Below are 25,817 nucleotides of genomic sequence, written 5' to 3'. Positions count from 1 at the left end.
TGGCGATGGCGGCGTTGCTGCGCGAGCGCCTGCCCGGCGGCGCGCAGGTCCCCGCCGGGTACCTGTGCGCCGCCGGGCCCACCCTCGCGGAGGCCGTCGCGGCGGTGCGCGCGGCCGGACACGCCCGGGTCACCCTCGCCCCGTACCTGCTGGGTCCCGGCTTCTTCGCCCGCCGCGCGGCCCGCGCCGGAGCGTGCCTCAGCTCGGCCCCGCTCGGCCCGCACGGCGCCCTCGCCCGCCTGGTCGCCCTGCGCTACGACGAGGCGGCCGGACGCCTGCCGCACGAGCACTACCCGGGTCCGGCGAACGGGTAGGCCGGCCTGGTGTCGCACCCGACCTCCGCCGACGACCCGGGCTGCGGCGACGGCGGGGTGCCCATCCCCACCACGAACAGCCAGGTCAGCACGGCGGTGACGGCGAGCATGGCCGGCCACAGCCAGCGGCGGCGCCGGCGCGGCGGACCGGGCAGCGCGCCGAGCAGCAGCAACGCGGTCAGCAGGACCGCCCAGAACCCGACCACCGCGACCGACCCGGTGGCGGCGGACTCGTGGTCCTGGCCCAGGCAGGAGTGCCAGGCCCGGACGACCGTGGCACTGCCGAGGAAGGCGCCCGCCGTGGCGAGCACCCAGGCCCCCAGGACCCACCCGCAGCCGCCCGCCCGGTCCCTGCCCCGCTCCGCTGTCACGCTCACTCCCGCCCCCGCTCCCGTTCCCGCTCCCGGACGATCGGTCGTGATCTTCCACGCGGGAGCCCCCGATCCGGTTCCCGGGGCGGGTGGGCGGCAGGTGGACGGTCAGGCCAGCGCCGCGCCGTGCAGGAGGAGCAGGGTGACGCAGGTGGCCGCCAGCGCGAGGGTGGTCAGGAACGGGAGCCGACCGCGCCACCCGCCGGCGGCCGGCGGGGCGGTGCTGGGCGGGGCGGTGCTGGGCAGGACGGTGGCCAGGGCCAGCGCGGCGGTGACGGCGAGGGCGGCCCAGTCCGCGGGGCCCACCGGTCCGGGTGGCCCGAAGACCAGCAGGGCGCAGGCGGCGAGCAGCGGCAGGGGCGCGAGCGCGCGGGTCCGGCGCCGGCCCAGGCGTTGCGGCAGGCCGCGCACGCCCGCGGCGAGGTCGGCGTCGATGTCGGGCAGCACGTTGGTCAGGTGCGCGCCCACCCCGAGCAGGGCGCCCGCGGCGAGGGACCAGATGGGGGGCCAGGGCCGGCCGGGGAGCCCGAGGGTGACGAAGGCGGGCAGCAGGCCGAAGCCCAGGGCGTACGGCAGCCAGGAGGCGAGCGTCCGCTTGACGCCCAGGTCGTAGCCCCAGGCGGCCGCGACGCCGGTCAGGTGGGCGGCGCCCGCCGCCGCGCCCCCGGCCAGCGAGAGCGGAACGCACAGGGCGAGCGCGCAGCCGGCCGCGACCGAGACCGTCCGCGGTGCGAGGAGCCCGGTCACCAGCGGCTTGTCCCGCCGGCCGGCCGCGCGGTCGCGCGCGAGGTCGACCCGGTCGTTGCACCAGCCCACCGAGAGCTGACCGGTGAGCACGGCCGCGGCGACCAGCAGGCAGCCGGCCGCGTCCCGGCCGGAGCCCCCCGCCAGCGCGGTGACCAGGGCCGTGACGGCCAGCGTCGGCGGAAGGTGGCAGGCGCGTAGCAGCCCGAGCGCCGAACGCAGCGGGCGACGGGGCGTCGGCCGCGGGGCCAGCTCGGCGCCGGGGGCCGCGGCGGTGGGTGCTGCACTGCTGGGCATGAGGCGATGCTAGAAGTCGGCCCATGGAAGCCGGCGGATCGCCACGGCCGGGCGGGAAACGCCCGCTGACACCTCGTCAGCCGGGGGATTCGAGGGCATTTGTTCCTATGCTGGGCCCATGACGCGAATCGCCGCTGTCCACGGAGTGCTCCCGCCCCACGCGTACGAGCAGCACGAGATCACCGACGCGCTGGCCGCCATGGGCCTGGTGCGCGAGGAGGAACGCGGCGTCCTGGACCGGCTGCACGCCACCTCCACGGTGCGCACCCGCCGCCTGGCCCTGCCGCTGGAGCGGTACGCCACGCTGAACGGCTTCGGGCAGGCCAACGACGCGTTCATCGAGGCGGCCCTGGAGCTGGGCGAGCGGGCGGTGCGGGCGGCCCTCGACGAGGCGGGGCTGCGCCCGGCCGACGTGGACCTGGTGATCTCCACCTCGGTGACCGGCATCGCCGCCCCCTCGATCGAGGCCCGGCTGGCGGGGCGGCTGGGCCTACGGGCGGACGTGCGGCGGGTGCCGATCTTCGGGCTGGGCTGCGTGGCCGGTGCCGCCGGCATCGCCCGGCTGCACGACTACCTGCGGGGGCGGCCCGACGGCGTGGCGGTGCTGCTGTCGGTCGAGCTCTGCTCGTTGACCCTGCAGCGCACCGACGCCTCGGCGGCGAACCTGGTCGCCGGCTCGCTCTTCGGCGACGGCGCGGCGGCGGTGGGCGCGGTCGGCGCGGAGCACCCGAGCCGGCGGCCCGACGACGGGCCGGTGGTGACCGCGACCCGCAGCCGGCTCTACCCCGGCACCGAGCGCCTGCTCGGGTGGGACATCGTGGACAGCGGCTTCCAGATCCTGCTGGGCGCCGAGCTGCCCGAACTGGTCCGCCGTCACCTGGGCCCGGAGGTCCACGCGTTCCTCGCGGACCACGACCTCAAGCCGCAGGACGTGGCGGCCTGGGTCTGCCACCCCGGCGGCCCCAAGATCCTGGAGGCCGTCCGCGAGACGCTGGACCTGCCGGCCCGCGCGCTGGAGCTGACCTGGCGCTCGCTGGCCGAGGTGGGCAACCTCTCCTCCGCCTCCGTGCTGCACATCCTGCGCGACACCCTGGCCCTGCGCCCACCGCTGCCCGGCACACCGGGGCTGCTGTTGGCGATGGGCCCGGGCTTCTGCTCCGAACTCGTCCTGCTGCGCTGGTAGCCGCCGCCGTGTCCCGCTACCTCGTCCTGGTCCTGCTGGTGGCCGCCGAGCGGCTGGCCGAACTGATCACCGCCCGCCGCAACGCCGCCTGGAGCCGGCGGCGCGGCGCCGTCGAGTACGGGCGCGGCCACTACCCCGCGATGGTGCTGCTGCACACCGCGCTGCTGGCCGGCTGCCTGGCCGAACCGGCCCTCGCCGACCGGCCGTTCCTGCCCGCCCTCGGGTGGCCGATGCTCGCCCTGGCGCTGGCCGCGCAGGCGCTGCGCTGGTGGTGCATCGGCACGCTGGGCCCGCGCTGGAACACCCGGGTCCTGGTGGTCCCCGGCCTGTCGCTGGTGGCCACCGGGCCCTACCGGCTGCTGCGCCACCCCAACTACCTCGCGGTCGTCGTCGAGGGCGCCGCGCTGCCCCTGGTGCACTGCGCCTGGCTCACCGCGACCGGCTTCACCCTGCTCAACCTGCCGCTGCTCGCGGTGCGGCTGCGCTGCGAGAACGCGGCCCTGCGCACGGCGCCGACCGCCGTGCCGGCGCTCGACGGGGCGCCGGCGTGATCGACCTGCTGGTGGCCGGCGGCGGGCCGGCCGGGCTCGCCACCGCCATCCACGCCGCCCGCGCCGGCCTGCGGGTGGTGGTGGCCGAACCCCGCCCCTCGCCCATCGACAAGGCGTGCGGGGAGGGGCTGATGCCCGCCGCCGTGGCCGCCCTCGCCGACCTGGGCGTCACCGTCGAGGGCCACCCCTTGCGGGGCATCCGCTACCTGGACGCACGGCACCGGGCCGAGGCGCACTTCCACGCGCTGCCGGGCCGCGGCGTGCGGCGCACCGACCTGCACGCGGCCCTGTCCCACCGGGTGGCCGAACTCGGTGTCCCGGTCCTGCCGTTGCGGGTGGAGGCGGTCCGTCAGGAGGGCGACCGGGTGACCGCCGCCGGGATCACCGCCCGCTACCTGGCGGCCGCCGACGGCCTGCACTCCCCGATCCGCCGCGCCCTGGACCTCGCCGCGCCCCCCGACCGGCGCCCGGCCAGGTACGGGCTGCGGCGGCACTTCGCCCTCGCGCCGTGGTCGGACTGCGTCGAGGTGCACTGGTCGGCCCGTGCGGAGGCCTACGTCACCCCGGTCGGGCCCGACCTGGTGGGAGTCGCCCTGCTCACCGGCGACCGCGCGCCCTACGAGCACCAGCTCGCCGCGTTCCCGCAGTTGGCCCGGCGGCTGCCGCGGGCCGCGGCGAGCGCCACCCGCGGCGCGGGACCGCTGCGCCAGCGGGTGCGCGGCCGGGTGGCCGGCCGGGTGCTGCTGGTCGGCGACGCCGCCGGGTACGTCGACGCGCTGACCGGCGAGGGGATCGCGATGGCGCTGGGCACCGCCGCCGAGCTGGTCCGCTGCGTGCGGGCCGACCGGCCGCAGGACTACGACCGGCTCTGGCTCCGGGCCTCGCGGCGCTACCGCCTGCTGACCGGCGCGCTGCTGTGGCTGCGCGCCCAGCCCCGCCTGGCGCCGCGGATCGTGCCCACCGCCGCCCGCTTCCCCGCCCTCTTCGCGGCCACCGTCAACCAGTTGGGCTGAGCCGGGCCGCGCGGGCCTGGGCCGAGCCGGGCCGCGCCGGGCAGCCGGCGGGCCGCTCAGCCGGCAGCGGCGGCCAGCAGGGTCCACGGCTCGGGGCGGGCCAGCGCGAGGCGGGGCTTGCGGGCGGCCCAGTGGCGGACGGAGGCGGCCATCACCGCGGCCGGGTCCACGACCGTCCAGGTGGGTTCGAACGGCTCGCTCATGCTGGTGTAGCTCTGGAACATGGCGAGCAGCTGCACGGCCTGGCTCTGGAAGGGCGAGAGGAACTGGTCGGCGAGCGGCCGGAAGAAGCGGTCCCAGCTGTCACCGGAGACCAGCGGCGGGCGCTCCACGGGCGCCACCCCCTGGGCGGTCCGGCACTCGTTGAGGGTCTCGCAGATCACGTCGAGCAGGGCGGTCAGCGTGAGCGCGCCGCGCCCGCCGGCGATCACCTCGGTGCGCGGCCGCGGCGGGGGCGCACCCAGCGCGGCGGCCGCGATCACCGCCGCGACCTCGTCCACCGGGCTGATCTCCGCGTAGCCCGCCGGGTCGCCGACCACCACCGCGGCCAGGCCGGAGACCAGCGCATGGAGCAGCGTGTACGGCCCGGAGAAGCGGGCGATCTCGCCGTCGCCGCGCCGCCCGACCACCAGCGGCGGGCGGACCAGGGTCAGCGGGCCGGGGTGCTCGGCGCGCGCCACCTCCTCGCAGCGCGCCTTGGACCACTCGTAGCCGTTGCGGTAGCCCTCGAACTCGGCGCCGCGCAGGTCCTCGGGGTTGCGCACGCCGCCGACGTAGGCGGTGGAGACCTGGACGAGGTGGGTGTCGCGGTCGGCGAGAGCCAGGACCGCCCGCAGCGGCTCGACGTTCGCGGCCACCGCCTCGTCGAGGCCGAGCGTCCAGCGGGTGGTGGCGGCCGCGTGCACGATCACGTCCCAGTGCCCGGACAGGGCCTGCGGCGCCGGCTCGGCCCCGATCCGCCAGCGCACCAGCGTCTCGTCCTCGGCCCGCCGGGCCACCCGCACCAGGGTGGGCCCGGACGGTGGGAGGGCGCCGCGCAGCTGGCGCACGAGCTCGGTGCCGACCACTCCGGTCGCGCCGGTGAGCAGGACTCGCATGGCTGGGTCTCCATCGTTGGTCGCCGTGCAAGGGCGAGCGGGTGAGGGGGGTGAGGCTCTGTCAGGGCGCCGGGGCGAGCACCAGGCAGGCGTTCTGGCCGCCGAACCCGAAGGAGTTGGAGAGCACGTGGGCGGGCGCGACGGTGCGTGCCGTGCCGCCGACCAGGTCCACCAGGTCGGCCTCCGGGCTGCCGGTGAGGTTGGCGACCGGCGGCACCACGCCGCGGGCCGCGCAGAGCAGGGCGAGCGCGGCCTCCAGCGCGCCCGAGCCGCCGATCAGGTGTCCGGTGACCCCCTTGACGGCGGTGACCGGCGGCGACTGGCCGCCGAAGCAGCGGTCGATCGCCCGCGCCTCCGCGCGGTCGTTGCGCAGCGTGGAGGTCCCGTGCGCGTTGACGTGGCCGATGTCCGCCGGGCCGATCCCGGCGTCGGCGACGGCCAGGCGCATGCAGCGGCCGGCCGGCTCGCCGTCCTCGTGCGGGGCGACGATGTGGAAGGCGTCGCAGGTCTCGGCGTAGCCGGCGATCTCGCCGTGGATCACCGCGCCGCGCGCGAGGGCCGCGTCCATCCGTTCCAGGACCAGCACGGCGGCGCCCTCCGCCATCACGAAGCCGTCCCGGTCGGCGTCGAAGGGGCGGCTGGCCAGCGCCGGCTCGCCGTTCCTGGTGGACATCGCCCGCATCCGGGCGAAGGCGCCCATCACCACCGTGGTGACCGCCGAGTCGACGCCGCCGGCCACCGCCACGTCCAGCTCGCCGTAGCGGATCTTGCGGGCCGCCTCGCCCAGCGCGGTGGTGCCGCTCGCGCAGGCGCTGGAGTAGGTGGTGCAGGCGCCCTGGAAGCCGTAGCGCATGGCGAGGCGGCAGGCCGGCGAGTTGGCCATGGTCCGCGGCACGGTGTGCACCGGCAGGTCGCGCGGGCGGGCGCCGTGGCTGAGGGTCACCGCCTCCATGCTCGGCAGCCCGCCGATCCCGGTGCCGATCTGCACGCCCACCCGGTCGAGCGGCCGGTCGGCGGGCAGACCGGCGGGGGCCACCGCGTCCGCCGCCGCGCAGAGCAGCAGCTGGGTGGTGCGGTCGATCTGCCGGGCCTCGCGGCGGGTCAGGTAGGCGTCGAGGTCGAACGGCGGTACCAGGCAGGCGAAGTGCACCGGCAGGTCCTGCTCGACCAGGTGCGGCACCCGCCTCGCGGTGGACCTGGCGGTCAGCAGCCTCGCGTAGGCCTCCTCGACGCTGTTGCCCGCCGGGCACTTCACGCCCATCCCGGTGACGGCCACGCGGTGGCCGCCCGAGGGGTGCCCGCCCGAGGGGTGGCGGCCACTCACCGGCGGGCCGCCAGGCGGCTCTGCAGCAGGTCGATGGCGTGGCCGACGCTGCGCGCCGCCGTCAGGTCCCGCAGCTCGATCCGCAGCTGCAGGGTGCGCTCCAGGCGCGCCCCGATCTCCATCAGCTCCAGGCTGTCGATGCCGTAGTCCTCCAGCAGGCTGACCCGCTCGTGCACCTCCTCCGGTTCCGTGCCGAGCACGTCCGAGATGACCGCTCTGACCGTCACGGCCAGTTCCTCGCGCGTGGACATGTCGTCCTTCCTTCCGTTCTGCCGGGACGCCGGGCGACCCGACGTCACCTGGTGCCGGTGGCCGGGCCGGTGGGCGCGGCCGCCGTGATGGCGGCCTCGAGGATCGCGGCCGCCTGGGCGAGGTCGTCCGCCGTGCTGACCAGCGGCGGCAGCAGCCGCACGGTGGTGGGCCGGCTCAGGCAGGGCGAGACCAGCAGTCCGGCGGCGGCCAGCTCCAGCACCACCGCGCCGGCGACCTGCGGGGAGCTGAAGTCGATCCCGCGCAGCAGCCCGCGACCGCGCACCGCGCGCACCACCCGTGGGTGCCGCCGCCCGATCCCGTCCAGCACCCCGTCCAGCAGCGCGGACAGGGTGCGCCCGTGCTCGGCCAGCTCCTCGATCGCCGGCAGCGCGGCGAGCAGCACCGCGCAACTGAGCGGGTGGCCGCCGAAGGTGGCCGAGTGCAGGAACGGATCGGCGGCCAGCGGCGCGTACATCCGCTCCGAGCAGAGCAGCGCGGACAGCGGGACCACGCCGCCGCCCAGCGGTTTGCCGAAGAGCACCGCGTCCACGGGCAGGCCCTCCGCGAGCGCGACCGACCGCTCCCCGCACCGGCGCAGCCCGCACTGGATCTCGTCGGCGATCACGAAGCTGCCGTACCGGGCGGCGTCCGCGCACCACTGCCGCAGCACGTCGGTGGCCAGCGGGACGGCGCCGTTCTCGCCCTGCACCGGCTCCAGGACGACGGCGGCCACCTCGCGGCCGGCGACCTCGCGCAGCACCGCACCCGGATCGCTTCCGTCGACGTGGACGACGTCCGTGGCGCAGCCCAGCAGCCCGACCCGGTAGAGCGGGCTGTGGGTCAGCGCGAGGGCGCCGAGCGACTTGCCGTGGAAGCCCCCGCGCACCGCCACCACCCGGCCGCGGCCGGTCGCCAGACGGGCCAGCTTGACGGCCACCTCCACCACGTCGGCGCCGTTCAGGCCGAAGTAGACCTTCGGCAGCGCGTCGCCCAGGTAGCCGGAGAGGCGGGCGGCCGCCTCGGCCGCCACCGGGGAGGCCAGGCTGCGGGTGGAGGTCGGCATGGTGTCGAGCTGCCGGCGCGCCGCGGCGAGGGCCGCCGGGTGGCGGTGCCCGAGCAGGGTGACGGCGTAGGAGCCGAAGTCCAGGGCGCTGCGGCCGTCGGAGAGGGTCACCCGGCAGCCCCGGGCGGACTCCTCCACCGCGCCGCGGCCGGCGAAGCTCCCGGTCAGGGCGAGCTTGGGGGAGAGGTGGCGGCGCAGCCGGTCGAAGACCTCGGCGGCGTCCACGGGCGCGGCGGCGGGTTCGGCGTCGTCGGTGGCGACGCCGATGGTGGCCGTCACCGCACGGCCTGCGGCGCGAGCAGCCGGGTCTCGAGGGAGGCGAGCATCTGCGCGGCGCTCTCGCGCAGCGCGTCGGCCGCCACCGGGTTGAGCATCGGCGCGAGCAGCGGGATGCCGATGTCGAAGTCGACGTGCAGCTCGACCGTGCTGCCGCCGGACGGCGCGGGCCGCACCGCCCAGTGCCCGACGAACTCCCCCAGGTCGCCGCTGATCTGCTCGAAGTCGAAGCGGCGTGCCGGATGGTCGATCAGCTCGGTCTCCACCCAGCGCAGCACCGAGCCCTTGAGGCGGACCGACCAGGCGGTGGTGCGGTGCGAGGCGTCGGTCTGCTCGACGATCTCGACCGAGTCGACGCTCTCCATGCAGTCCGGGTAGCCGAGCACGTCCACCACCGCGGCCCAGGCCTCGTCGGGCGGTACCGCGATGGACAGTTCCACTTCAACGCGTGGCATGACGCGACCTCATCTCGTGACGTTCGGGGGCCGGGGCCGGCGGGGCCGGGGCGTGCGGGCCCAGGGCGTCGGCCAGCGCGGCGCCCAGCGCGCGGGGCAGCAGGTGGCGCAGCACGGCCCGCGGCAGTGGGCGGACATGGGTCATCGCGTGCCACTGCTCGACCAGCCGGCAGCCGAGTTCGACCTTGGGCCGGTAGGCGGTCTGGGCGAAGCGGATCCGGCCGCAGCCGGCCGCCATCGCGAGCCGGATCGCCGCGTAGTGGACGTTGTGGTAGAGCCGGGCCGCGTGGGCGAGCCGGTAGTCCAGGCCGATCCGGGCGCCGACCGCCCCCGAGCCGGCGAACAGGCAGAGCAGGAAGGCGACCGGCCGGGTCCCCTCGAAGCAGACCACCAGGCGCCGGTCCAGCCCGGCGCCGCTCTCGACGGCGGCCAGGAACGAGGCGTCCAGCACGTCCAGGCGCTGGTCGGCGCGGTCCATCACCTGCCGGTAGAGGGCCAGGAGTTGTGGCAGCAGGTGGCCGAACTCGTCGAGCACCTCGATCCGTAGCTCGGGCCGCGCCTGGAAGGTGCGCAGGTTACGGCGCGCGTTGCGCCGCGGCTTGGCCGGCAGTGCGGCCAGGTACTCCTCGAACGAGGCCTCGCCGAGCGGGAGTTCGGTGTCGGGCAGGCTCGGCACGAGGAAGAACCCGGCCTCCCGCAGCGCCCCGCGCAGCGGGTCGAGGCCGGCGGGGGCGAAGTCCTTGAACACCACCGTGCCCAGCCGCTCGCGCCGCGCGAAGTCGAGGGCCGCCGCCACCAGCAGCCGGCCGCTCCCCTCGTCGAGCGCGCCGCCGGCCGCCAGCACGTGCCCCTGTCCCAGCAGGTGGCCGCAGAAGAGCATCGGCACCCGCAGCAGCCGCGGCAGCAGCCGGCGCACCGGGGCGAGCAGGCGCCGCTCGCGCGGACCGACGACCTGGTCGAGCCGCAGCTCGCCGAAGAGGCAGAGCGGCAGCACGGCCGTCACCTCGTCGCCCTGGCGCACCACCAGGTAGGCGTAGCCGTCCGGCCCCACCCGGCTGCGCTCCAGGGCACGGAAGACGCCCCACGACCACATCGGGTCGTCCGCGGGCGCCAGCCGCTCCCACACCTCGCGCCCCAACTCCTCGATGCTGCGCAGCACCTCCACCCGCCGACCGTGCGCGCGGCCGGCGTCCGACGCCGTCGGGCCCACCGACTCAGCCGATCCGCAGCGGACGGCCGTCCAGGAAGTCCCGCAGCGGGCGGGCCATCCGGCTGCGGGCCGGCGGGTGGAAGGTGAGGCCGACCGCGGCCGAGGCCAGGTACGAGCCCTCCGGGGAGCCGATGAACGCCATGCCGCCGAGCGCCGCCTGGCAGGCCCCGGTGGTGTGCGCGATGGCGTCCTGCGCGGCGTAGCGGGCGGTCAGCGCCTGGACGAGCAGCGCGTCGCTCCACTCCTCGTCGGCCATCGCGCGGGCGACCGCCTCGACGGCGAGCACCGCGCCCTCCACCGCGACCAGGTACGGGGTCGGGTCGTCCTGCGCGCCGCCGCGGCGGGCCAGCGTCCGCTCCACGAGCGCGCTGGCCATCCCCAGGTAGCCGGCGGTGAGCAGCAGCTCGAACCAGAGGAAGCCCGCGATGTTCAGCGCGTCCGGCACGGCGTCGGCGGTCACCTCGGTGGCCACCACCATCGCCGGGTCCAGCTCGACGTCGGTGAGGATGACCTCGTCGCTCTCGGCGCCCGCCAGGATCGGCGTGCCCCAGAACGGCTTGACCGTGATCCCCGGGGTGGCGGCCGGGATCAGCGCGACGGCGAGGCGGTCCACGCCGTCCTCACCCCTCAGCACGACGGAGGCGGTCAGCAGGTCCATCGAACGCGAGAGGCTGCACGGCATCTTGCTGCCGTTCAGCACGATCCGCCCGGCGCGCCGCTCGGCGGTGATGTGCGGGCTGAGGATGTTCTGGCCCGCCCGGCCCTCGGCGAAGCCGGAGGCCACCAGCATCCGGTCCTTGGCGACGGCCTCCAGCAGCAGCCCCTCCAGGCCGTCGCCGTACTTGGCGGCCTCGACCAGCCCGGCGATCGAGAAGTGGTGCATCGTGGTGGCCACCGCGAGCGAGGGGCAGCGGGCCCCGACCGCCCGTTGCACCCGCACGGCCTGCAACGCGCTCGCCCCCGCGCCGGCGTTGACGGCCGGCACCAGCAGGCCCGGCCCGCCGGCGTCCCGGAACGCCTGGATCGCCGGGCTGGGCGAGCACTCCAACTCCCCCAGCGGGTACCGCGCGAGCGCCTGGTCCAGCCCGGGCATGAAGGTGTCGAGTACGGCGCGTTCGCGATGCAGGAAGTTCACGGGCGGGTCCTTCGAGACACGGGAGGGTCCTTCGCGAGGGGCGGGCAGGGCGGGGGCGGGCTGGCCCCTGGTCGGGCTGGGCCTTGGTCGGGTGAGGTGTCGCTAGCCGCGGGTGACCAGCGGAAGGCGGTCGAAGCCGCGCAGGCAGGCGGACTCCCGCCGCACCGGCGGTCCGGCGAGTCCCAGGGCGGGGAACCTGGCGAGCAGCCGCCGAAGCAGCACGGCGCCCTCCAGCCGGGCCAGCCCCGCGCCGAGGCAGTGGTGCGCCCCCGCGCCGAAGCTCAGCACCCGCACGTCGGGGCGCCGCACGAGGAAGGCGTCCGGGTCCGGGTAGCGCCGCGGGTCGCGGTTCCCGGCGCCCAGGACCACGGTGACGCTGCCGCCCGCCGGGACGCTCAGCGCGCCCACCCGCGCCGGGCGCGCGGCCAGCCGCTCGGTCATCAGCACCGGCCCGTCCCAGCGCAGCGACTCCTCGACCGCGCCGGGCAGCAGGGCCGGGTCGACGCGCAGCAGCGCCAGCTGGTCCGGGTGGGTGAGCAGGGCGAACACCGAGCCGCCGAGCAGCCCGACGGTCGTCTCGAAGCCGGCGACGAGGACCAGCAGGAGCAGGTCCACCAGCTCACCCTCCGTCAGCGCCGGCCCCGCGGTGCCGCCGGGGGCCTGCAGGGTGCTGGCCAGGTCCTCGGCGGGCCGCGACCGGCGCTGCCGCAGCAGGTCGGCGAGGTAGTCCCGCAGCGCCGCCACCGCCCGGTCGGCCCGGGCCCAGTCCGCCGCCGACCGCACCGGCTCCAGCAGCCGGGCGGCCCCCTCCCCCAGCTCGCGGAACCGCCCGTGGTCCGCGGGCGGCACGCCGATCAGGTCGCCCACCGCGCCGACCGCCAGCGGGTACGCCACCAGGTCCTGGAAGTCCGCGGCGGCGCCGTTCGCGGTGGCCTCCGCGAACCGGTCGATCAGGGCGTCGGTGGCCTTCTCGCATCCCGCCGCCAGCGCCGCGACCCGTCGGGCGCCGAACGCCCCCGCCAGCGGCCGGCGCAGCCGTTCGTGGGCGTCCGCGTTGGTGCCCAGCAGCGCGGAGTAGAAGAAGTCGGCGGCCGGGTGCCCCAGCCAGTCCGGCCGCTCGCGTTCGAGCCAGGCGCGGTCGGGAACCACGAAGTCGGGGTCGACCAGAACCGCCCGGCAGTCGGCGAACGTGGTCAGGAATCGGGTCTCCAGGCCTTCGTGATGAAAAGTCGGCGCCAGCTCCCGGAGTTCCGCCAGGGGAGCATAGGGATTCTCCCGGTGCTGCGGGTCGAATACCGACAGCAGGGTCGCCTCGGCCTGCGCCAGGCCGTGCGCCGCTCCATCCACCAGGCTGTTCAAGGGGCTTGCTCGCCTTCGACCGCGGCCGGGCACGCCGACATTCCCCGGCGAGCGCGCACGCCGAAGAATTCGGACGATGACAGGAAGTTCGTCCACATCGGGAATCAGCGTACCCCCGTTGCACACGGCCCTTGCACCAGCGCATAGTTGACCGAATATCCGGATATTCGTCAGTCTGATGACCTGAACCTGCCCTGTGCGGCCCGCCCCGCGCGGGGCGGGCCGCACAGGGCGCGGATCACCGCAGGACGGTACGCGCGACGCGGAATCCCACGTCGTCGACCTGGAACGTCGGGTGGCTGCGGCGCCGCGCGGAGGTCCGGCAACTCCACTGCTCATCGAACCAACCACCGCCGCGGAGCACCCGGTAGGCGCCGTAGACCTCGGCGTCGTAGACGTCCCAGCACCAGTCCCAGACGTTGCCGAGCATGTCGTGGAGCCCCCACGCGTTGGGCCGTCTGCCACCCACCTCGTGGATGCGCTCGTGCGAGTTCCCGCGGTACCAGGCGATCTCGTCGAGCTCCCCGTAGCGCGGCCCGGTCGTCCCGGCCCGGCAGGCGTGCTCCCACTCGGCTTCGGTCGGCAGCCGGTACCCGTCGGCGGACTCGTCCCACTCGATGACGTCGGCCTCGGCACCGAAGTGGTAGGCGGGCGTGAGGCCGGCCCGCTGGGACAGGGCGTTGCAGAACCGCGTCGCGTCCCACCAGGAGACGGACTCGACGGGCAACCGGTCCCCGGACGTGGCACTCGGCCGACGGCCCGTGATCCGTGCGTACAACGCCTGGGTGACCGGGGATGCCGCGAGCTGGTAGGGCGCCAGGTCGACCGACCAACTGCGCCGGGTCCGCCGGTCCGACAACGTCACCCGCCCCGGCGGGATGGCGACCAGCTCGTTCCCCGTCATCAGGTCCATGATCCGGGGATCCTAGCGAGACATTCGCGTCGACGTGGGCTGCGTCACTGTGGGTTGACGGGCCGTCGCCGGGTGCGGCAGGGTCGCGCACGAGATGCACGAGCATCCGAGACCACGGTGTGCAGGAACCCGGTGCGAGTCCGGGGCGGTCCCGCCACTGTGACCGGTGTCCGCCCCTTCCGGCGAACTCCGCCCGGCGGACGGGCGGTTCGGAGGTCCGGGGTACGGCGCCGGGAGTCAGAACACTGACCCGTGGTTTCTCCGACGGTTGGGGCGCGGACCCCACGAGGGAGTTCTGCGATGCCACCGGTCGACCCTGCCCGCCCGCCGGGTGTGGACGTCATCGTCTGCCGTGGCTGCTGCTGCGGCAGCGCCACCAAGCGCCCCGGCACCGATCACGCGGGCCAGTTGGCCGCCCTGGGTGCGGCCGTCGAGTCCCTGCCGGACGCGAAGCTGCTGGTCACCGAGTGCCTGGGGCCGTGCGAGGTCGCCAACGTCGTCGTCGTGCGCTCCCGCGGGCGGCTCCCGGGCGAACCGCGGACCGGGCCGCTCTGGTTCGGGAACCTGACCGACCCGGCCGACACCGCCGAGCTCTGCGACTGGGTCCGCCGGCTCGGCCGACGGCCGTCGGGGGCGGGGGCGGCGGCGGGGGCGGCGCTGCCGGCGGCGCTGGAGTCGCTGCGGATCCCCGCGCACGGGCCCGGCAGGCGCACGCGCGCGGCTCCGGCGCAGTGAGCGCCACCTCCGGTCAGCCCGGGCGGGCCGCGAGTCGGGCGGCGGCGGCCACCGGGTCGTCGGGCGAACCGACCGGCCCGGGCGGGGCGGCGGCGCGCAGGCGGGCGGGCAGCCGGGCGCGGATCGGGGGGGGGGGGGCGGCGGCCACGGGGTCGCGGGCGGACCCGACCGGCCCGGGGGGCCCGTCGGCGCGCAGCCGGGCGAGCAGCCGGTCGCGGATCGGGCCGGGCGTGGTGGCGACGCTGCCGGCCAGCACGATGGGCTCGCAGGGGTGGTGGATGGCGCGGATCAGCTCGACCAGTCGGGCCGAGGCGGCGTCGGCCAACCCCTCGGCGGCCGGGTCGCCGGCCAGGGCCAGCTCGCTGACCAGCGGGGCGAGGGTGGCGAGCCGGTGCGGCGGACCGTCGTAGGCCCAGCGCACCAGGGCGGTGGGATCGGTGACGCCGCACGCGGCCAGCACCGCACGGCCCAGCGGGTCGGTGGGCCGCGCGTGCGCCTGGCCACCCCCTCCACCGACCCCGCCGACCCCGCCCCCCCCGCCGCCAAGCGCCCGCCCGAGTCCGCCGGCGGTCGCGGTCACCACCGGGTCGGCCGCCCCGGGAGCGGAGCCGGGGTCGAGGGTGGCGGCGTCACCGTCGGCGCCGGGGTGGGAGATCCGGCAGCAGATGGTGCCGGTGCCCGCGATCAGCACCGTCCCGGCCGCCGCGCCGCTGCCCGCCACGAACGCCACCACGGCGTCGGAGACCAGCCGCACCGGCCCCGGCAGGCCGAAGGCCGTCCGGCAGGCGGCCGCGAAGACGTCGCGGTCGGGCAGCGCCCGCAGTCCGGACAGGCCGAGCACGCAGCCGCCGACCTGCTGCGGATCCCGCCCGCGCAGCACCTCGGCCACCGCGCCGCCGAGCACCTCCAGCGCCGCGCCGGCGCCGCGGGCGGCGGGGTTGCCGCCGGGGGCGGCCGCCCGGGCGAGCTCACGGCCGTGCCGGTCGTGCAGCACCGCGCGGGTCCGGGTGCCTCCCACGTCGAGGCCGAGGTAGAGCGGACCGTCGCCGGTCACCGGCCGGTCTCCTCGCGCAGCGCGCGCACCGCGGCCCAGGCGTGGCCGTGGTGGGCGGCCAGCGCCTCGCGGGCGGCGAGGGGGCTCGCGCCGGCGACCAGGCAGACCAGGGCCGTGGGGATCTCGCCGGCGCACTGCGCCAGCGCACGGGCGGCGGTCTCCTCGGGGACCTGGCAGGCGGTCACCAGGGTGCGCACGGCCCGCTCGCGCAGCTTGGCGTTGTTCGCCGAGGCGGCGATCATCAGGTTCGACCAGGTGCGGCCGCTGCGGACCATCAGCGCGGTCGAGAAGGCGTTGAGCGCCAGCTTCTGGGCGGTGCCGGCCTTCATCCGGGTCGAGCCGGTCACCACCTCGGGGCCGGTGTCGAGCGCCAGGTGCAGGTCGGCCAGCGGCGCGAGCGGCGCGGCCGGGTCGCCGGAGAGCAGCGCGGTGTGCGCGCCGACCGCACGGGCGGCGCGCAGCGCGCTCGCCACGTACGGGGTGCGTCCGCTCGCGGTGACCCCGATCACCAGGTCCCCGGTGCCGGGCGTGTCGGCCGCGTCCTCGTCCGGCGCGTGGTCCTCGGCGTCCTCCCTGGCCCTCCCGCGGGCGCCGGGGCCGCCCGCCAGGTGGGCCAGCACGCGATCGGGCCCGACCCCGTAGGTCGGCCCCAGCTCGACGGCGTCGCCCAGCGCGATCCGCCCGCTGGTGCCGGCGCCGTAGTAGTGCACCCGGCCGCCGGCCCGCAGCACGCCGAGCGCGGTGTCGACCAGCTCGGCCAGCCGCGGCAGCACGGCGCGCACCGCGCCCGGCACCGTGGCGTCCTGATCGTTGATCAGTTCGAGCAGCTCGGTGGTGGTCAGCTCGTCCAGCCGGGTGCTGGCCGGATTGCGGCGCTCGGTGGGCGGCAGCCCGTCCGCGCGCAGGGTCTCGGGCTCCGTCGACATGGCTGCTCCCAGTGCGTGGGCGGGCGAGGGTGGGTGGGTGGCGTGGGCGGGCGTGGGCGAGTGGTCGGGCCGGGCGGGTGCCCGGCGGGTGCACAGCTGTGAAGATAGCCGCGTCACCCGCCGCCGCGCCGCAGGGCGTGCCCGACCCGGGGTCACCGGCGGTCGAGCACCCGGGAGAGGAAGCGCCGGGTCGACTCGTGGCGCGGGTCGGTGAGCACCTGCTCCGCGCTGCCCTGCTCGCGGATCACGCCGTCCTCCAGGAAGCAGACCTGGTCGGCGGCCTGCCGGGCGAAGCCCATCTCGTGGGTGGCCATCAGGATGGTCAGGCCGCGCTGCTTCAGGTCCGTGACCACGTCCAGCACCTCGCCCACCAGTTCGGGGTCGAGCGCGGAGGTGATCTCGTCGAAGAGCAGCACCTGCGGTTCGGTGGCCAGGGCGCGGGCGATCGCGGCCCGCTGCTGCTGGCCGCCGGAGAGCCGGTCGGGGTAGTCGTGCGCCTTGTCGGCGAGCCCCAGCCGCTCCAGCAGGTCCCGGGCCGCCTCCTCGGCCGCCCGGCGGGGCACCCGGTGCACCTGGCGCGGGGCGAGCGTGATGTTGTCCAGCACGCTCAGGTGCGGGAAGAGGTTGTAGGCCTGGAAGACGATGCCGATCCGCCGGCGGGCGAGGTTCGGATCCAGTCGGGGATCGGTCAGCTCGGTCTCCCCCAGGTGGACGGTGCCGTCGTCGACCACGTCCAGCAGGTCCACGCAGCGCAGCAGGGTCGACTTGCCGGAGCCCGAACCGCCGATCAGGCAGACCACCTGGTGCTCGGCGACGTCCAGGTCGATCGAGCGCAGCACCAGGCGCGCCCCGTACCGCTTGCGCAGGCCGCGGATCCGCAGCAGTGGCTCGGTCATGCCGCCGCCTCCGCCCAGGTCCGCTGCGCCGCGCGGCGTTGCAACCGGTCCGCGTACCTGGTCAGCGGGATGGTCACCGCCACGAACAGGGCGGCCGCGCCGAGGTAGGGGGTGTAGTTGAAGTCGTAGTCCGCCTTGATCTGCGCGACCCGCAGCGCCTCCAGCGGTCCGAGGACGGCGACCAGCGCGGTGTCCTTCTGCAGCGCGATGAAGTCGTTGAGCAGCGGCGGCAGCACGTTGCGCACCGCCTGCGGGAGGATCACCCGCCGCAGGGTCTGCGACTCGCTGAGCCCCAGCGCCCGGGCGGCGTTGCGCTGCGCCGGGTGCACCGAGTTCAACCCGGCCCGCAGTACCTCGCCGACGTAGGCGGCGTACGAGAGCACCAGCGCGATGACCCCCAGCACCCAGGGCTCGGAGGGCGTGCCCTGAAGTTGCAACGCCGGCAGTCCGAAGCCGACCACGAAGACCAGCAGCAGGGTCGGCACCCCGCGGAACACGTCCACGTAGAGCGTCGCCGCCAGCCGCAGCGGTTGCAGGCCCGGTGCCCGGGTCACCCGCACCAGCGCGATCAGCAGTCCCAGGGCCAGGATCAGCACCTCGGCGATCAGGAACATCTGGACGTTGAGCCAGAAGCCCTGGAGGATCGCGGGCAGCGTGCGGCGGAACTCCGCACCGTCCAGGAACCGGCTGTGCAGCCGCTCCCAGCCCGGCGAGGCGACCACGGCCGCCCCCACCGCCAGCAGGAAGGCCAGCGTGCACAGGGTGGCGATCCAGCCGTTGCGCCGCTTGCGGGCGCGGCGGAAGCGCTCGCGTTCCCGCTGCCGCTCGCTGGGCCGGTACTCCTCCTCGCGCGGATCGGCGGGCGGGGCCGCCTGCGGGCCGGCGGGCGAGGCCGCGTGCGGGCCGGCGGGCGAGGCTGCGTGCGGGCCGGCGGGCGGGCCGGCCTTCGTCTCGTTCTCCATGGCGCGGCCTCCGTTACGGCTTGAGCTCGGGGGCGTTGGCCGAGGCCGACAGCCACTGCGAGGTGATCCGGTCCAGCGTGCCGTCGGCCCTCAGCGCGGCGAGCGCCTGGTCGACGCACGGGGTCAGCCCGCTGTCCTTGTGCAGCAGCAGGCCGAACTCCTCGGGCGTGCCGCCCCGGTAGCCGAACTGGCCGAGGATCTTACCGCCCGTCAGCTCCGCGCCGGCCAGGTAGAACACCGTCGGCAGGTCGGTGACGACCGCGTCGATCTGGCCGTTCTGCAGGGCGTTGACCTCGTCGTTGGTGGTGTTGAAGACGCTCGGCTGCTGCCCGGGACCGATCTCGTCGAGCACCGCCTGGTAGCTGGTGGTGGCCACCTGCACGCCGATCCGGGCGTCCTTGAGGGCGGCCAGCGAGGTGGCGCCCGCGTACTTGGACGTGCCCAGGACCAGGACGGCCTGGCTGGCCGTGTAGTAACTGCTGGAGAAGTCGACGGCCTTGGCGCGTTCCGGCGTGCTGGAGATCTGGTTGATGTCGAAGTCGAAGTTCTTGGCTCCCGGGGCGTAGGAGTTGTCGAACGGTTCGACCACCCACTTGACCTGGTTCTGGCTGAAGCCGAGCTTGCCCGCGACCGCGTAGGCGACCGCGCTCTCGAAGCCCTTGCCGTCGGCGGGGTCGTTGCCGTCGAACCACGGCGCGTAGGCCGGGGAGTCGGTGGCGATCGTCAACTGCCCCTGCTTGTACAGGCTCGGGCTGCTCGCGCAGGCGGCGGAGCCGGTCGCGGCCGACGTGGCCGACGCGGTGGACCCGGGCTGGGGGGCGCAGGCGGCGGCCGTCAGCACGACGGCGGCGCCCAGTGCGAGGGAGAGGGCGGTACGGGTACGGGACATGGGGATTTCCTTCGAGTCGGTGGGCGGGGATCGGCGTCCGTCGGGAGCCGGCCTGCGGGGTGGGCCTGCGGGTCGGGCAGCCGGGCCGGGTCAGCTGGGCCGGGTCAGCTGGTGGGGAGGAGGACCCGATCGCCCTCCCGCAGGCCGAAGTGGTCGGCCGCGGAGCCGCCGCGGACCACGAGTTCGGCGAAGCCGATGCCCGAACTCCCGGTGGTGATACCCGGTTCGCCGTAGGGCACGTCGGGCAACCGGTCGTAGCAGCGCACCTGGACGCTGCCGCCGTCGTGCCCGCTGCGCACCGGGATGCCGGCGGCTGCCCGGTACCCGGGGAGGGCGGTGGCGGGCCGGTCCAGCTTGCAGTTGCCGAAGTTGTCCACCACGGCGACCCGCACGGCGCCGTCCTGCGCGACGTGCCCCGGCGCCCCCGCCGGGCGGGCGGACGGCTGACCGGAGAGCGGACCGTGCGGCCGCACGGACGGCTGGGCGGTGGGGTCCACGGTCCACGGCCGGGCCGGGACCGGTCGGCCGTCCACCAGCCAGCGGGCGAGCAACGGCACGTACCAGAGGCTGCGGAACTGGGTCCGGGCGATCTCCTCCACCTCGTCGGGCGAGAGCTCGGCCCACTGCGCGGCAGCCGCCTCCAGCACCTCGCGCACGTCGGTGACCCGGACCTCGGTCACCCCCAGGTAGGTCGCCAGCGGCGCGAGCACCCGGGGGTTCAGCGTGCTGATCACCAGGTGCGGCCCGTAGGGGAAGTAGCAGAACGGCGCCCCGTTGGGCCAGTGGCCGTCCCGTGGCGCGATGTTGACGAGCACCACGGCCGGGTGGGTCGGTCCGCCGACCAGTTCGGTGGACCGCAGCAGGTCGAGCAGGGTGAGCGCGGCGGCGCCCTCCGGGTCGGGCCCGGTCAGCGGCAGGACGCTCGGCGTGGCGCCGAACAGGGCGGCGATCCGGGTGGCCTGCCGGGCCAGCGCGTTGGGGTCGGCACAGTCGGTGAGCGAGATGACCGGGGGGTGAGCCATGGCGGTGCTCTCCTTCGCAGGGAGGCGGCTGGGGAGGTGGTCGGGAAGCAGGCGGGGAGGTGCTCGAAGTGGCCGGGGACGACAAAAAACGGGCCCTCCGTTTCCGGAGGGCCCGTCGCGTCCTGCGCGCACACCGCTTCGCTAGCGAAGCGCCTCCGAGTTCGGGGGCATCATTCGCATCATGGCGAGGGTGGCGGTGTTGAGCATGGTGGGGACTGTAGCACCGGGTCGGGCGGCGCGAGACGCCATGACCACGATGCGGACGGCACGCGCGTCGACGACCACCCGGACGGCGCGACCCGACCTCTACGCGGTGGTGGACGCGGACGCGGACGCGGAGGCCGCGGCGGACGTGGACGTGGCCGTGGACGCCACGGCGCGTTCGGTGCCACCCGGGGTGCCGGCGACGACCCGGCCCGGGCCGGTGGTGGCGCCCCGACCGGTGGCGCCACGGGCCGGGACCAGCAGGGCGGCCAGCGAGGCGGCCAGGCAGAGCAGGGCGAGCAGGGCGAAGCCCTCGGTGTAGCCGCTCTCCGCCGGCAGGCCGGAGGGCTGGAGCCGGCCGGTGACCAGGCTGCTCATCACGGCGGCGCCGAGCGAGCCGCCGATGGTGCGGATGTTGGCGTTCATCCCGCTGGCGGCGCCGGTCTGCGCGGCCGGGACGCTGTGCACGATGAGGTTGGCCATCGAGGCGAAGGCCAGCCCGATGCCGAGTCCGAACACGCCTGCGGCGAAGGCCACCTGCCAGGCGGCGCTGTGCCAGGCCGCGAGGATCGCGCAGGCCGCCGCACCCAGCGCGGCCCCGGCGACCAGCAGCGCCTTGGCGCCGACCAGCGGCTGCAGCCGCCCGCTGAGCACGCCGGAGCAGAACATCGCCACCAGCATCGGCAGCATCAGCAGGCCCGCCCCGGTGACGCTCGCGCCGAAGCCGTAGCCGGCCGCCGTCGGCGTCTGGGCGAAGCCGGGCAGGAAGGACCAGACCGCGTACATGCCGGCGCCGAAGAGCAGCGCGGCGGTGTTGGTGGTCCACACCGCCGGCAGCCGCATCACCCTCAGGTCGATCAGCGGACTGGCCGCGCGGGCCTCGCTGCGCAGCCACAGGACGAACAGCAGCACGGCGGCGGCCAGCAGGCCGATGACCCGCGGCGATCCCCAACCCCACCCGGAGGCCTGACTGATGGGCAGCAGCAGGGCGACCAGCCAGGCCGAGAGCAGGGCCGCGCCGAGCCAGTTGACGCCGCCGCGGGCGCGGGTGGGCGACTCGGGGACGTAGCGGAAGGCGACGAACGCGGCCACCGCCACGATCCCGACCGGCAGCCAGAAGAGCCAACGGTAGTCCAGCGCACCGACGATGGGCCCGGCGAGCACCATGCCCAGCCCACCGCCGGCGGCGATCACGGCCGACAGGTTGCTGATGCTGGGCGAGACGCGGTCGGCGGGGAACTCGTCCCTGATGATGCCGAAGGAGAGTGGGAAGAGCGCGCCACCGATGCCCTGGACGACCCGGGCGACGATCAGCACGGTGATGTCGGGTGCCAGCGCCGCCAGCAGGCAGCCGAGCACCAGGGCGCCCAGCACGGCGACCAGCGTGCGCTTCTTGCCGACCAGGTCGCCGACCCGGCCCAGGATCGGGGTGAAGACGGAGGCCGAGAGCAGATAGGCCGTCATCACCCAGGTGGCGGTGGACTGGGAGGCGTGCATGGCGTGCTGGACGGCCGGCAGGGCCGGGGCGATCAGCGACTGGAGCATCGAGAAGACACCGGCCCCGGTCGCGAGAACCGCGAAGGTGAGCCGATTGGAGGTCCGGGGCATCAGGGTCCCTCTCTGGGAGCGAGTGGCGGCCGGCCAGGGGCGACCGCGTTCCGACCCGGCGCGCGTCAGCGCGGCCCGTCGGCTCGACTGGTAAAGTGGAGGTATGCCTCCACAATAACGGAGGCACGCCTCCGGTACAACCTGGTTCCGGTGTCCGATCACTGAGGGAGAGCACGATGGCGGAGCCGACCGCTGCACCGCAGGAGATCGTCGTGGTCCAGCGCCCACGCCGCGCGGACGCCGCGCGCAACTTCGACGCGCTGCTCGCGGCGGCCCGCGAGGCGTTCGCCGAACACGGCGCCGACGCCTCACTGGAGGACATCGCCCGGCGCGCGGGCGTGGGCATCGGCACGCTCTACCGCAACTTCCCCACCCGGCGGCACCTCTTCGAGAGCGTCTACGCCGAGGAGGTCAACGCGCTGGCCGCGGTCGCGGTGGAACTGGCCGACCAGGAGCCCTGGGCCGCCCTGACCGGCTGGCTGCGCCGCTTCGTGGAGTACACGGTCACCAAGCGCGCCGTCCGCGAGGCGCTCAACGGCGAGTCGGACATCTTCCTCGCCTGCCGGCAGAGCATGTTCGACGCAGGCGGCCCGCTGCTGACCCGTGCCCAGCAGGCCGGCGTGGCCCGGGCGGACATGAGCTTCGACGACCTGCTGCGGATGGTCTCCGGCATCACCTCCGTCGCCTTCGTCGAGGAGGGGCAGCGCGACCGGGTCCTGGAGATCGCGCTGGACGGCGTCCGCGCGCGCGGCTGAGCCTGCGGGCCGTCGACGCCCGGGCCGTCGACACCTGAGCCGTCGACACCCGGGCAGCCCGCGCGCCGTCAGGCAGCGGTGCGCGCGGGCGCGATCAGGCAGCGGTGCGCGCGGGCGCGATCAGGCAGCGGTGCGCGCGGGCGCGATCAGGCAGCGGTGCGCGCGGCGGTGACCGCCACCGCGGTGTACGACATCGTGAAGCCGCCGCCCAGCGCGTCGAGCGCTTCGCCGACCCCCGCCAGCACCCGCGCCAGCACCTGCGGCGACAGGCCGCCGTGGTCGCCCTGGGTGGGCAGCTGGTCCAGCCACGCGTCACGGGTGTAAGCGCACTCCCAGTCGACCTGCCAGCGCTCGGGCTCACCGAAGGCGCCCGCCTGCCGCATCCCGTCCGCCGCCCGGTCCACCAGCGTCGGGTAGCCGTGCCCGGCGGACGCCTCGGGACGGTAGGCCCGGGCGACCAGCGCCTCGGGCGCGAGTCGCTCGTAGACCGCGGCGAAGGCCCGCGCCACCTCGGCCGGGGGCCGGGCGACGTTCCAGAACGCCGCCAGCCGCCCGCCGGGCCGCAGCACCCGGGCGGCCTTGCGCGCTCCCACCACCGCGTCCACCCAGTGCCAGGCCTGCCCGGCGACGACCGCGTCGAAGGTGCGGCCGGCCGGCTCCCACTCCTCGAACCTCGCCACCTCCACCTCGATCCCGCCGCGCCGCGCGAAGTCGGCCATCCGCGGGTCGGGTTCGACCCCGAGCAGCCGGCAGCCGACCGCCCGGAACTGCCGGGCCGCGGTGCCGGTGCCGATGCCGACGTCGAGGAGGTCGGGACCCGGGGCCGTGGCGGCGATCCGGCGCACCAGGGTGTCGGGATAGGGCGGCCGGGTCCGGTCGTAGCGCTCGGCGTCCACGCCGAACGACTCCGCGACCCGGCGGAGCCGATGGGGCTCGTTCACGGGGTCCGGCATCCCTGCCGGGGGTAAAGTGGGCATGTGCCCATTCATAGTGGGCACATGCCCACTCGTCAACGGGACGGGCCACCGGCGAGGGAGGGAAGGGATGCGCCGTGCCGACGGGAGTAGCCATCCGCGACGCGCGTGAGCAGCTGTTCGAGGCCGCCGAGCGCGTCCTGCTCCGGGACGGGCCGAACGCGCTGACCAGCCGGGCGGTCACCACCGAGGCGGGCTGCGCCAAGGGCGTCCTGCACCGGCACTTCGCCGACTTCGACGCCTTCCTGGCCGACCTCGTGCGGGACCGGACCGCCCGGATCGACCGGCAGGCCGCCGCCCTGCGCGAGCGGGCCGGCACCGGCACCGTCGTGGGCCTGCTCACCGAGGCGCTGACCGAGCTGTTCGGGTCGGTCGCGGTGGCGGTCGTCGGCCTGGTCGTCTCCCGCGACGGGCTGCGCGCCCGGCTGCGCAGCAGCACGCCCACCGGCGTCCCGCTGCTCACCGAGGCGACCGTGATGATCGCCGAGTACCTCACCACCGAGCGCGCCCTGGGCCGGCTCGCGGCGGACGCCGACGTCGACACGCTCGCCCCCACCCTGGTCGGGGCCGGACACCTGCTCTTCGCCGACCGGGGCGGGGCACCCCCGTCGGCGGACGCGGTGCGGCGGTCGGTGGACTCGGTCGTCGCCGGGGCGGTGCGGACGCCGCCGGCGTGAGCGAGCCGCTGTGCTGAGAGCAACCTCGCACGATGGGGGTGCACGGTCGGCGGCCGGCAGTCGGCGATCAGTGGTCACGTGAGCCGGCCGCCGTCGCGAGAGTGACCTCGCACGATGGGGGGCACGACCAGCGGTCGGCGGTCGTGGTCACGTGAGCCAACCACCGTCGCGAGAGTGACCTCGCACGATGGGGGTGCACGGCCGACGCCCGGCGATCAGCGACCACGCGAGCACGCGAGCACACCACTGTCCCGAGAGCGACCTCGCACGATGGGGCCGCGGTCAGCGGTCAGCGGTCAGCGGTCAGCAATCAGCGCAGGACGCCGGTGTGCCCGAGGGAGTAACGGCCGGGCTGCGGGTACACACAGAGTCCGTGCGGCCCGGAGCCGACCTTGATCCGCGCCAGCAGGTGGCCGTCGGCGGTGGAGATCGCGTAGACCTCGGCGTTGTAGCGGCCGCTGAGCCACAGCACGCTGCCGTCCGCCGAGACCCCGCCCATGTCGGGACTGCCGCCACCGGGCAGCTGCCACTTGGCGGTGAGCGTGCCGGTGGCGAAGTCCAGGACCGAGATCGAGCCCTCGCCACGGTTCGAGACGTACAGGCTCTTCGAGTCGCGGCTGACGTACAGGCCGTGCGCGCCACGGCCGGTGGGCAGCAGCGTCGGGGGCGCGAAGGTGTCGCCGTTCAGGACCCAGACGCCGTCGGCCTTCATGTCCGCGACGTACCAGGTCCGGCCGTCCGGGGAGATCTTCACGTCCTGCGGCATCGACCCGTCCAGCGGGATCCGCTGTTTGGCCAGCACGGTCATCGCGGCGGTGTCGACCTTGAGGAGCTCGCCGGAGAACTCGCAGGAGACGATGAAGTACCGGCCGTCCGGCGAGAAGTCGGCGTGGTTGACGCCCGCGCAGTCGGTCGGCACGGTCTTCACCACCGCCATGGTGTGGGCGTCGCGGAAGACCAACTGGTGGTCGGCCGAGGCCATCACCACCGCGTACCTGCCGTCGGGCGTGAAGTAGAGGTTGTAGGGGTCGTGCACGTCGACCGGGTCCCCGGCGGTGCCGGTCGCCGGGTCGATCGGGGTGAGGCTGTTGCCGAGGTCGTTGTTGACCCAGAGTGTGCGCAGGTCCCAGGACGGCACGACGTGCTGCGGCTGACGCCCGACGTGCAGGGTGTCCACGACCTGGTAGGTGGCCGGGTCGATGACGCTCACGGTGTCCGACTCGGTGTTGGGCACGTAGACGCGGGCCGGGAAACCCCGGACGGCGTCCGCCAGTTGGCCGGGCCGGTCGGCCGCGTAGAGGTCCTGCGGATCGAGCGGCGGCGGCATCCCGGGCAGCAGGTCCGGCAGGACGGGCGAGGCGGCCGGGGTGACCGGCAGGGGCGAGGCGGCCGGCGCGGACGGGCCGGACGACGGGCCGGACGACGGCGCGGCGGTGGCCGCGGAGGCGCTCGGCGCGCCGACCGTGCCCGAGACGGCGATCGTGACCGGCACGGCGCCGCCCCGCGCGGGGGCGGCGCAGCCGGCCGGGGCCAGCAAGCAGCACGGCGCCAGCAGCAC

At 75.7% G+C, this 25,817-nt stretch carries 27 protein-coding genes and 1 riboswitch; of the genes, 7 read left to right on the top strand and 20 right to left on the bottom strand.

Features of this window, described 5'->3' with window-relative positions; translation table 11 throughout:
* Nucleotides 1–314: CbiX/SirB N-terminal domain-containing protein (locus ABD323_RS27030; protein WP_344444587.1), on the top strand; the 314-nt coding region annotated here is incomplete at its 5' end.
* Here the strand turns inward: ABD323_RS27030 and ABD323_RS27025 are convergent.
* Both ABD323_RS27025 and ABD323_RS27020 read right to left on the bottom strand, forming a co-directional pair.
* Nucleotides 290–685: a hypothetical protein gene (locus ABD323_RS27025; RefSeq protein ID WP_344444586.1), complete on the bottom strand. Its 396-nt coding sequence runs from the start codon at nt 683–685 to the stop codon at nt 290–292. The two genes, ABD323_RS27030 and ABD323_RS27025, sit on opposite strands and share 25 nt — an antisense overlap.
* A 108-nt stretch (nt 686–793) precedes the next feature.
* A complete protein-coding gene (locus ABD323_RS27020; protein ID WP_344444585.1) occupies nt 794–1,726 on the bottom strand; it encodes a UbiA family prenyltransferase in 933 nt (310 codons plus the stop codon).
* A gap of 118 nt (nt 1,727–1,844) precedes the next feature.
* Between ABD323_RS27020 and ABD323_RS27015 the strand changes: the two genes are divergently transcribed.
* Genes ABD323_RS27015 through ABD323_RS27005 form a run of 3 tightly spaced genes read left to right on the top strand, consistent with a single transcriptional unit; the run spans nt 1,845 to nt 4,473 of the window.
* Nucleotides 1,845–2,909, top strand: a complete 1,065-nt coding sequence (locus ABD323_RS27015) for a type III polyketide synthase (protein ID WP_344444584.1) — start codon at nt 1,845–1,847, stop codon at nt 2,907–2,909.
* 8 nt (nt 2,910–2,917) lie between these two features.
* A complete protein-coding gene (locus ABD323_RS27010) occupies nt 2,918–3,460 on the top strand; it encodes an isoprenylcysteine carboxyl methyltransferase family protein (RefSeq protein ID WP_344444583.1) in 543 nt (180 codons plus the stop codon).
* Complete coding sequence (locus ABD323_RS27005) at nt 3,457–4,473, top strand: NAD(P)/FAD-dependent oxidoreductase (RefSeq protein WP_344444582.1); 1,017 nt, start codon at nt 3,457–3,459, stop codon at nt 4,471–4,473. Before ABD323_RS27010 ends, ABD323_RS27005 begins: the two co-directional genes overlap by 4 nt.
* 56 nt (nt 4,474–4,529) lie before the next feature.
* Here ABD323_RS27005 and ABD323_RS27000 read toward each other — a convergent pair whose 3' ends face one another.
* The 9 genes from ABD323_RS27000 to ABD323_RS26960 all read right to left on the bottom strand — a co-directional run bounded on the left by ABD323_RS27000 (nt 4,530) and on the right by ABD323_RS26960 (nt 13,557).
* Nucleotides 4,530–5,570: an SDR family oxidoreductase gene (locus ABD323_RS27000; protein WP_344444581.1), complete on the bottom strand. Its 1,041-nt coding sequence runs from the start codon at nt 5,568–5,570 to the stop codon at nt 4,530–4,532.
* A 61-nt stretch (nt 5,571–5,631) separates the two neighbouring features.
* Nucleotides 5,632–6,846 (bottom strand): beta-ketoacyl-[acyl-carrier-protein] synthase family protein, encoded by a 1,215-nt coding sequence (locus ABD323_RS26995; protein ID WP_344444580.1) that lies wholly within the window; start codon nt 6,844–6,846, stop codon nt 5,632–5,634.
* A 44-nt stretch (nt 6,847–6,890) separates the two neighbouring features.
* The gene (locus tag ABD323_RS26990) at nt 6,891–7,145 is read right to left on the bottom strand and encodes an acyl carrier protein (RefSeq protein WP_344444579.1); all 255 of its coding nucleotides are present in this window, start codon (nt 7,143–7,145) and stop codon (nt 6,891–6,893) included.
* Nucleotides 7,146–7,189: 44 nt separating this feature from the next.
* A complete protein-coding gene (locus ABD323_RS26985; protein ID WP_344444578.1) occupies nt 7,190–8,488 on the bottom strand; it encodes an aspartate aminotransferase family protein in 1,299 nt (432 codons plus the stop codon).
* Nucleotides 8,485–8,940: a type II toxin-antitoxin system RatA family toxin gene (locus tag ABD323_RS26980; protein ID WP_344444577.1), complete on the bottom strand. Its 456-nt coding sequence runs from the start codon at nt 8,938–8,940 to the stop codon at nt 8,485–8,487. Before ABD323_RS26980 ends, ABD323_RS26985 begins: the two co-directional genes overlap by 4 nt.
* Nucleotides 8,927–10,105, bottom strand: coding sequence for a GNAT family N-acetyltransferase (locus tag ABD323_RS26975; protein ID WP_344444576.1), 1,179 nt, complete (start codon nt 10,103–10,105; stop codon nt 8,927–8,929). The genes ABD323_RS26980 and ABD323_RS26975 overlap by 14 nt, the downstream gene beginning before the upstream one ends.
* 49 nt (nt 10,106–10,154) lie before the next feature.
* The gene (locus ABD323_RS26970; RefSeq protein WP_344444575.1) at nt 10,155–11,285 is read right to left on the bottom strand and encodes an acyl-CoA dehydrogenase family protein; all 1,131 of its coding nucleotides are present in this window, start codon (nt 11,283–11,285) and stop codon (nt 10,155–10,157) included.
* 102 nt (nt 11,286–11,387) lie between these two features.
* Complete coding sequence (locus ABD323_RS26965) at nt 11,388–12,644, bottom strand: cytochrome P450 (RefSeq protein ID WP_344444574.1); 1,257 nt, start codon at nt 12,642–12,644, stop codon at nt 11,388–11,390.
* Nucleotides 12,645–12,882: 238 nt separating this feature from the next.
* A complete protein-coding gene (locus ABD323_RS26960) occupies nt 12,883–13,557 on the bottom strand; it encodes a formylglycine-generating enzyme family protein (RefSeq protein ID WP_344444573.1) in 675 nt (224 codons plus the stop codon).
* Nucleotides 13,558–13,655: 98 nt separating this feature from the next.
* Nucleotides 13,656–13,826, top strand: a riboswitch (cobalamin riboswitch).
* A gap of 31 nt (nt 13,827–13,857) precedes the next feature.
* On the opposite strand from ABD323_RS26960, the gene ABD323_RS26955 reads away from it, so the two are divergent.
* On the top strand, nt 13,858–14,292 hold the full coding sequence (locus tag ABD323_RS26955) for a (2Fe-2S) ferredoxin domain-containing protein (RefSeq protein ID WP_344444572.1): 435 nt from the start codon (nt 13,858–13,860) through the stop codon (nt 14,290–14,292).
* A gap of 13 nt (nt 14,293–14,305) precedes the next feature.
* Here ABD323_RS26955 and ABD323_RS26950 read toward each other — a convergent pair whose 3' ends face one another.
* The 7 genes from ABD323_RS26950 to ABD323_RS26920 form a co-directional block, all read right to left on the bottom strand.
* A complete protein-coding gene (locus tag ABD323_RS26950; protein WP_344444571.1) occupies nt 14,306–15,346 on the bottom strand; it encodes an N-acetylglucosamine kinase in 1,041 nt (346 codons plus the stop codon).
* Entirely contained in the window at nt 15,343–16,272 is a 930-nt protein-coding gene (locus ABD323_RS26945) for an N-acetylmuramic acid 6-phosphate etherase (RefSeq protein ID WP_344444570.1), read from the bottom strand. The genes ABD323_RS26950 and ABD323_RS26945 overlap by 4 nt, the downstream gene beginning before the upstream one ends.
* A gap of 152 nt (nt 16,273–16,424) precedes the next feature.
* Complete coding sequence (locus ABD323_RS26940) at nt 16,425–17,168, bottom strand: amino acid ABC transporter ATP-binding protein (protein ID WP_344444569.1); 744 nt, start codon at nt 17,166–17,168, stop codon at nt 16,425–16,427.
* The gene (locus tag ABD323_RS26935) at nt 17,165–18,130 is read right to left on the bottom strand and encodes an amino acid ABC transporter permease (RefSeq protein WP_344444568.1); all 966 of its coding nucleotides are present in this window, start codon (nt 18,128–18,130) and stop codon (nt 17,165–17,167) included. The genes ABD323_RS26940 and ABD323_RS26935 overlap by 4 nt, the downstream gene beginning before the upstream one ends.
* A gap of 13 nt (nt 18,131–18,143) precedes the next feature.
* On the bottom strand, nt 18,144–19,019 hold the full coding sequence (locus ABD323_RS26930) for an ABC transporter substrate-binding protein (protein ID WP_344444567.1): 876 nt from the start codon (nt 19,017–19,019) through the stop codon (nt 18,144–18,146).
* A 104-nt stretch (nt 19,020–19,123) separates the two neighbouring features.
* The gene (locus ABD323_RS26925; protein WP_344444566.1) at nt 19,124–20,041 is read right to left on the bottom strand and encodes an SAM hydroxide adenosyltransferase; all 918 of its coding nucleotides are present in this window, start codon (nt 20,039–20,041) and stop codon (nt 19,124–19,126) included.
* Nucleotides 20,042–20,347: 306 nt separating this feature from the next.
* Nucleotides 20,348–21,853: an MFS transporter gene (locus ABD323_RS26920; protein ID WP_344444565.1), complete on the bottom strand. Its 1,506-nt coding sequence runs from the start codon at nt 21,851–21,853 to the stop codon at nt 20,348–20,350.
* 176 nt (nt 21,854–22,029) lie between these two features.
* Here ABD323_RS26920 and ABD323_RS26915 point away from each other — a divergent pair, with 176 nt between their 5' ends.
* A complete protein-coding gene (locus ABD323_RS26915; protein ID WP_344444564.1) occupies nt 22,030–22,608 on the top strand; it encodes a TetR/AcrR family transcriptional regulator in 579 nt (192 codons plus the stop codon).
* 146 nt (nt 22,609–22,754) lie between these two features.
* Here the strand turns inward: ABD323_RS26915 and ABD323_RS26910 are convergent, their stop codons facing one another.
* A complete protein-coding gene (locus tag ABD323_RS26910; protein ID WP_344444563.1) occupies nt 22,755–23,585 on the bottom strand; it encodes a class I SAM-dependent methyltransferase in 831 nt (276 codons plus the stop codon).
* A gap of 74 nt (nt 23,586–23,659) precedes the next feature.
* Here ABD323_RS26910 and ABD323_RS26905 point away from each other — a divergent pair, with 74 nt between their 5' ends.
* Entirely contained in the window at nt 23,660–24,259 is a 600-nt protein-coding gene (locus tag ABD323_RS26905; RefSeq protein ID WP_344444562.1) for a TetR/AcrR family transcriptional regulator, read from the top strand.
* A gap of 310 nt (nt 24,260–24,569) precedes the next feature.
* Here the strand turns inward: ABD323_RS26905 and ABD323_RS26900 are convergent, their stop codons facing one another.
* Nucleotides 24,570–25,817 carry a YVTN family beta-propeller repeat protein gene (locus ABD323_RS26900; RefSeq protein ID WP_486327156.1) on the bottom strand — a complete coding sequence of 416 codons (1,248 nt, stop codon included), beginning with the start codon at nt 25,815–25,817 and terminating at the stop codon, nt 24,570–24,572.

Origin of the sequence: Kitasatospora nipponensis, assembly GCF_039528135.1 — a bacterium.
Taxonomy (GTDB): Bacteria; Actinomycetota; Actinomycetes; order Streptomycetales; family Streptomycetaceae; genus Kitasatospora; species Kitasatospora nipponensis.
The sequence above is the reverse complement of the archived record's forward strand: the minus strand, read 5'-3'. Positions and strand labels throughout refer to the sequence as shown.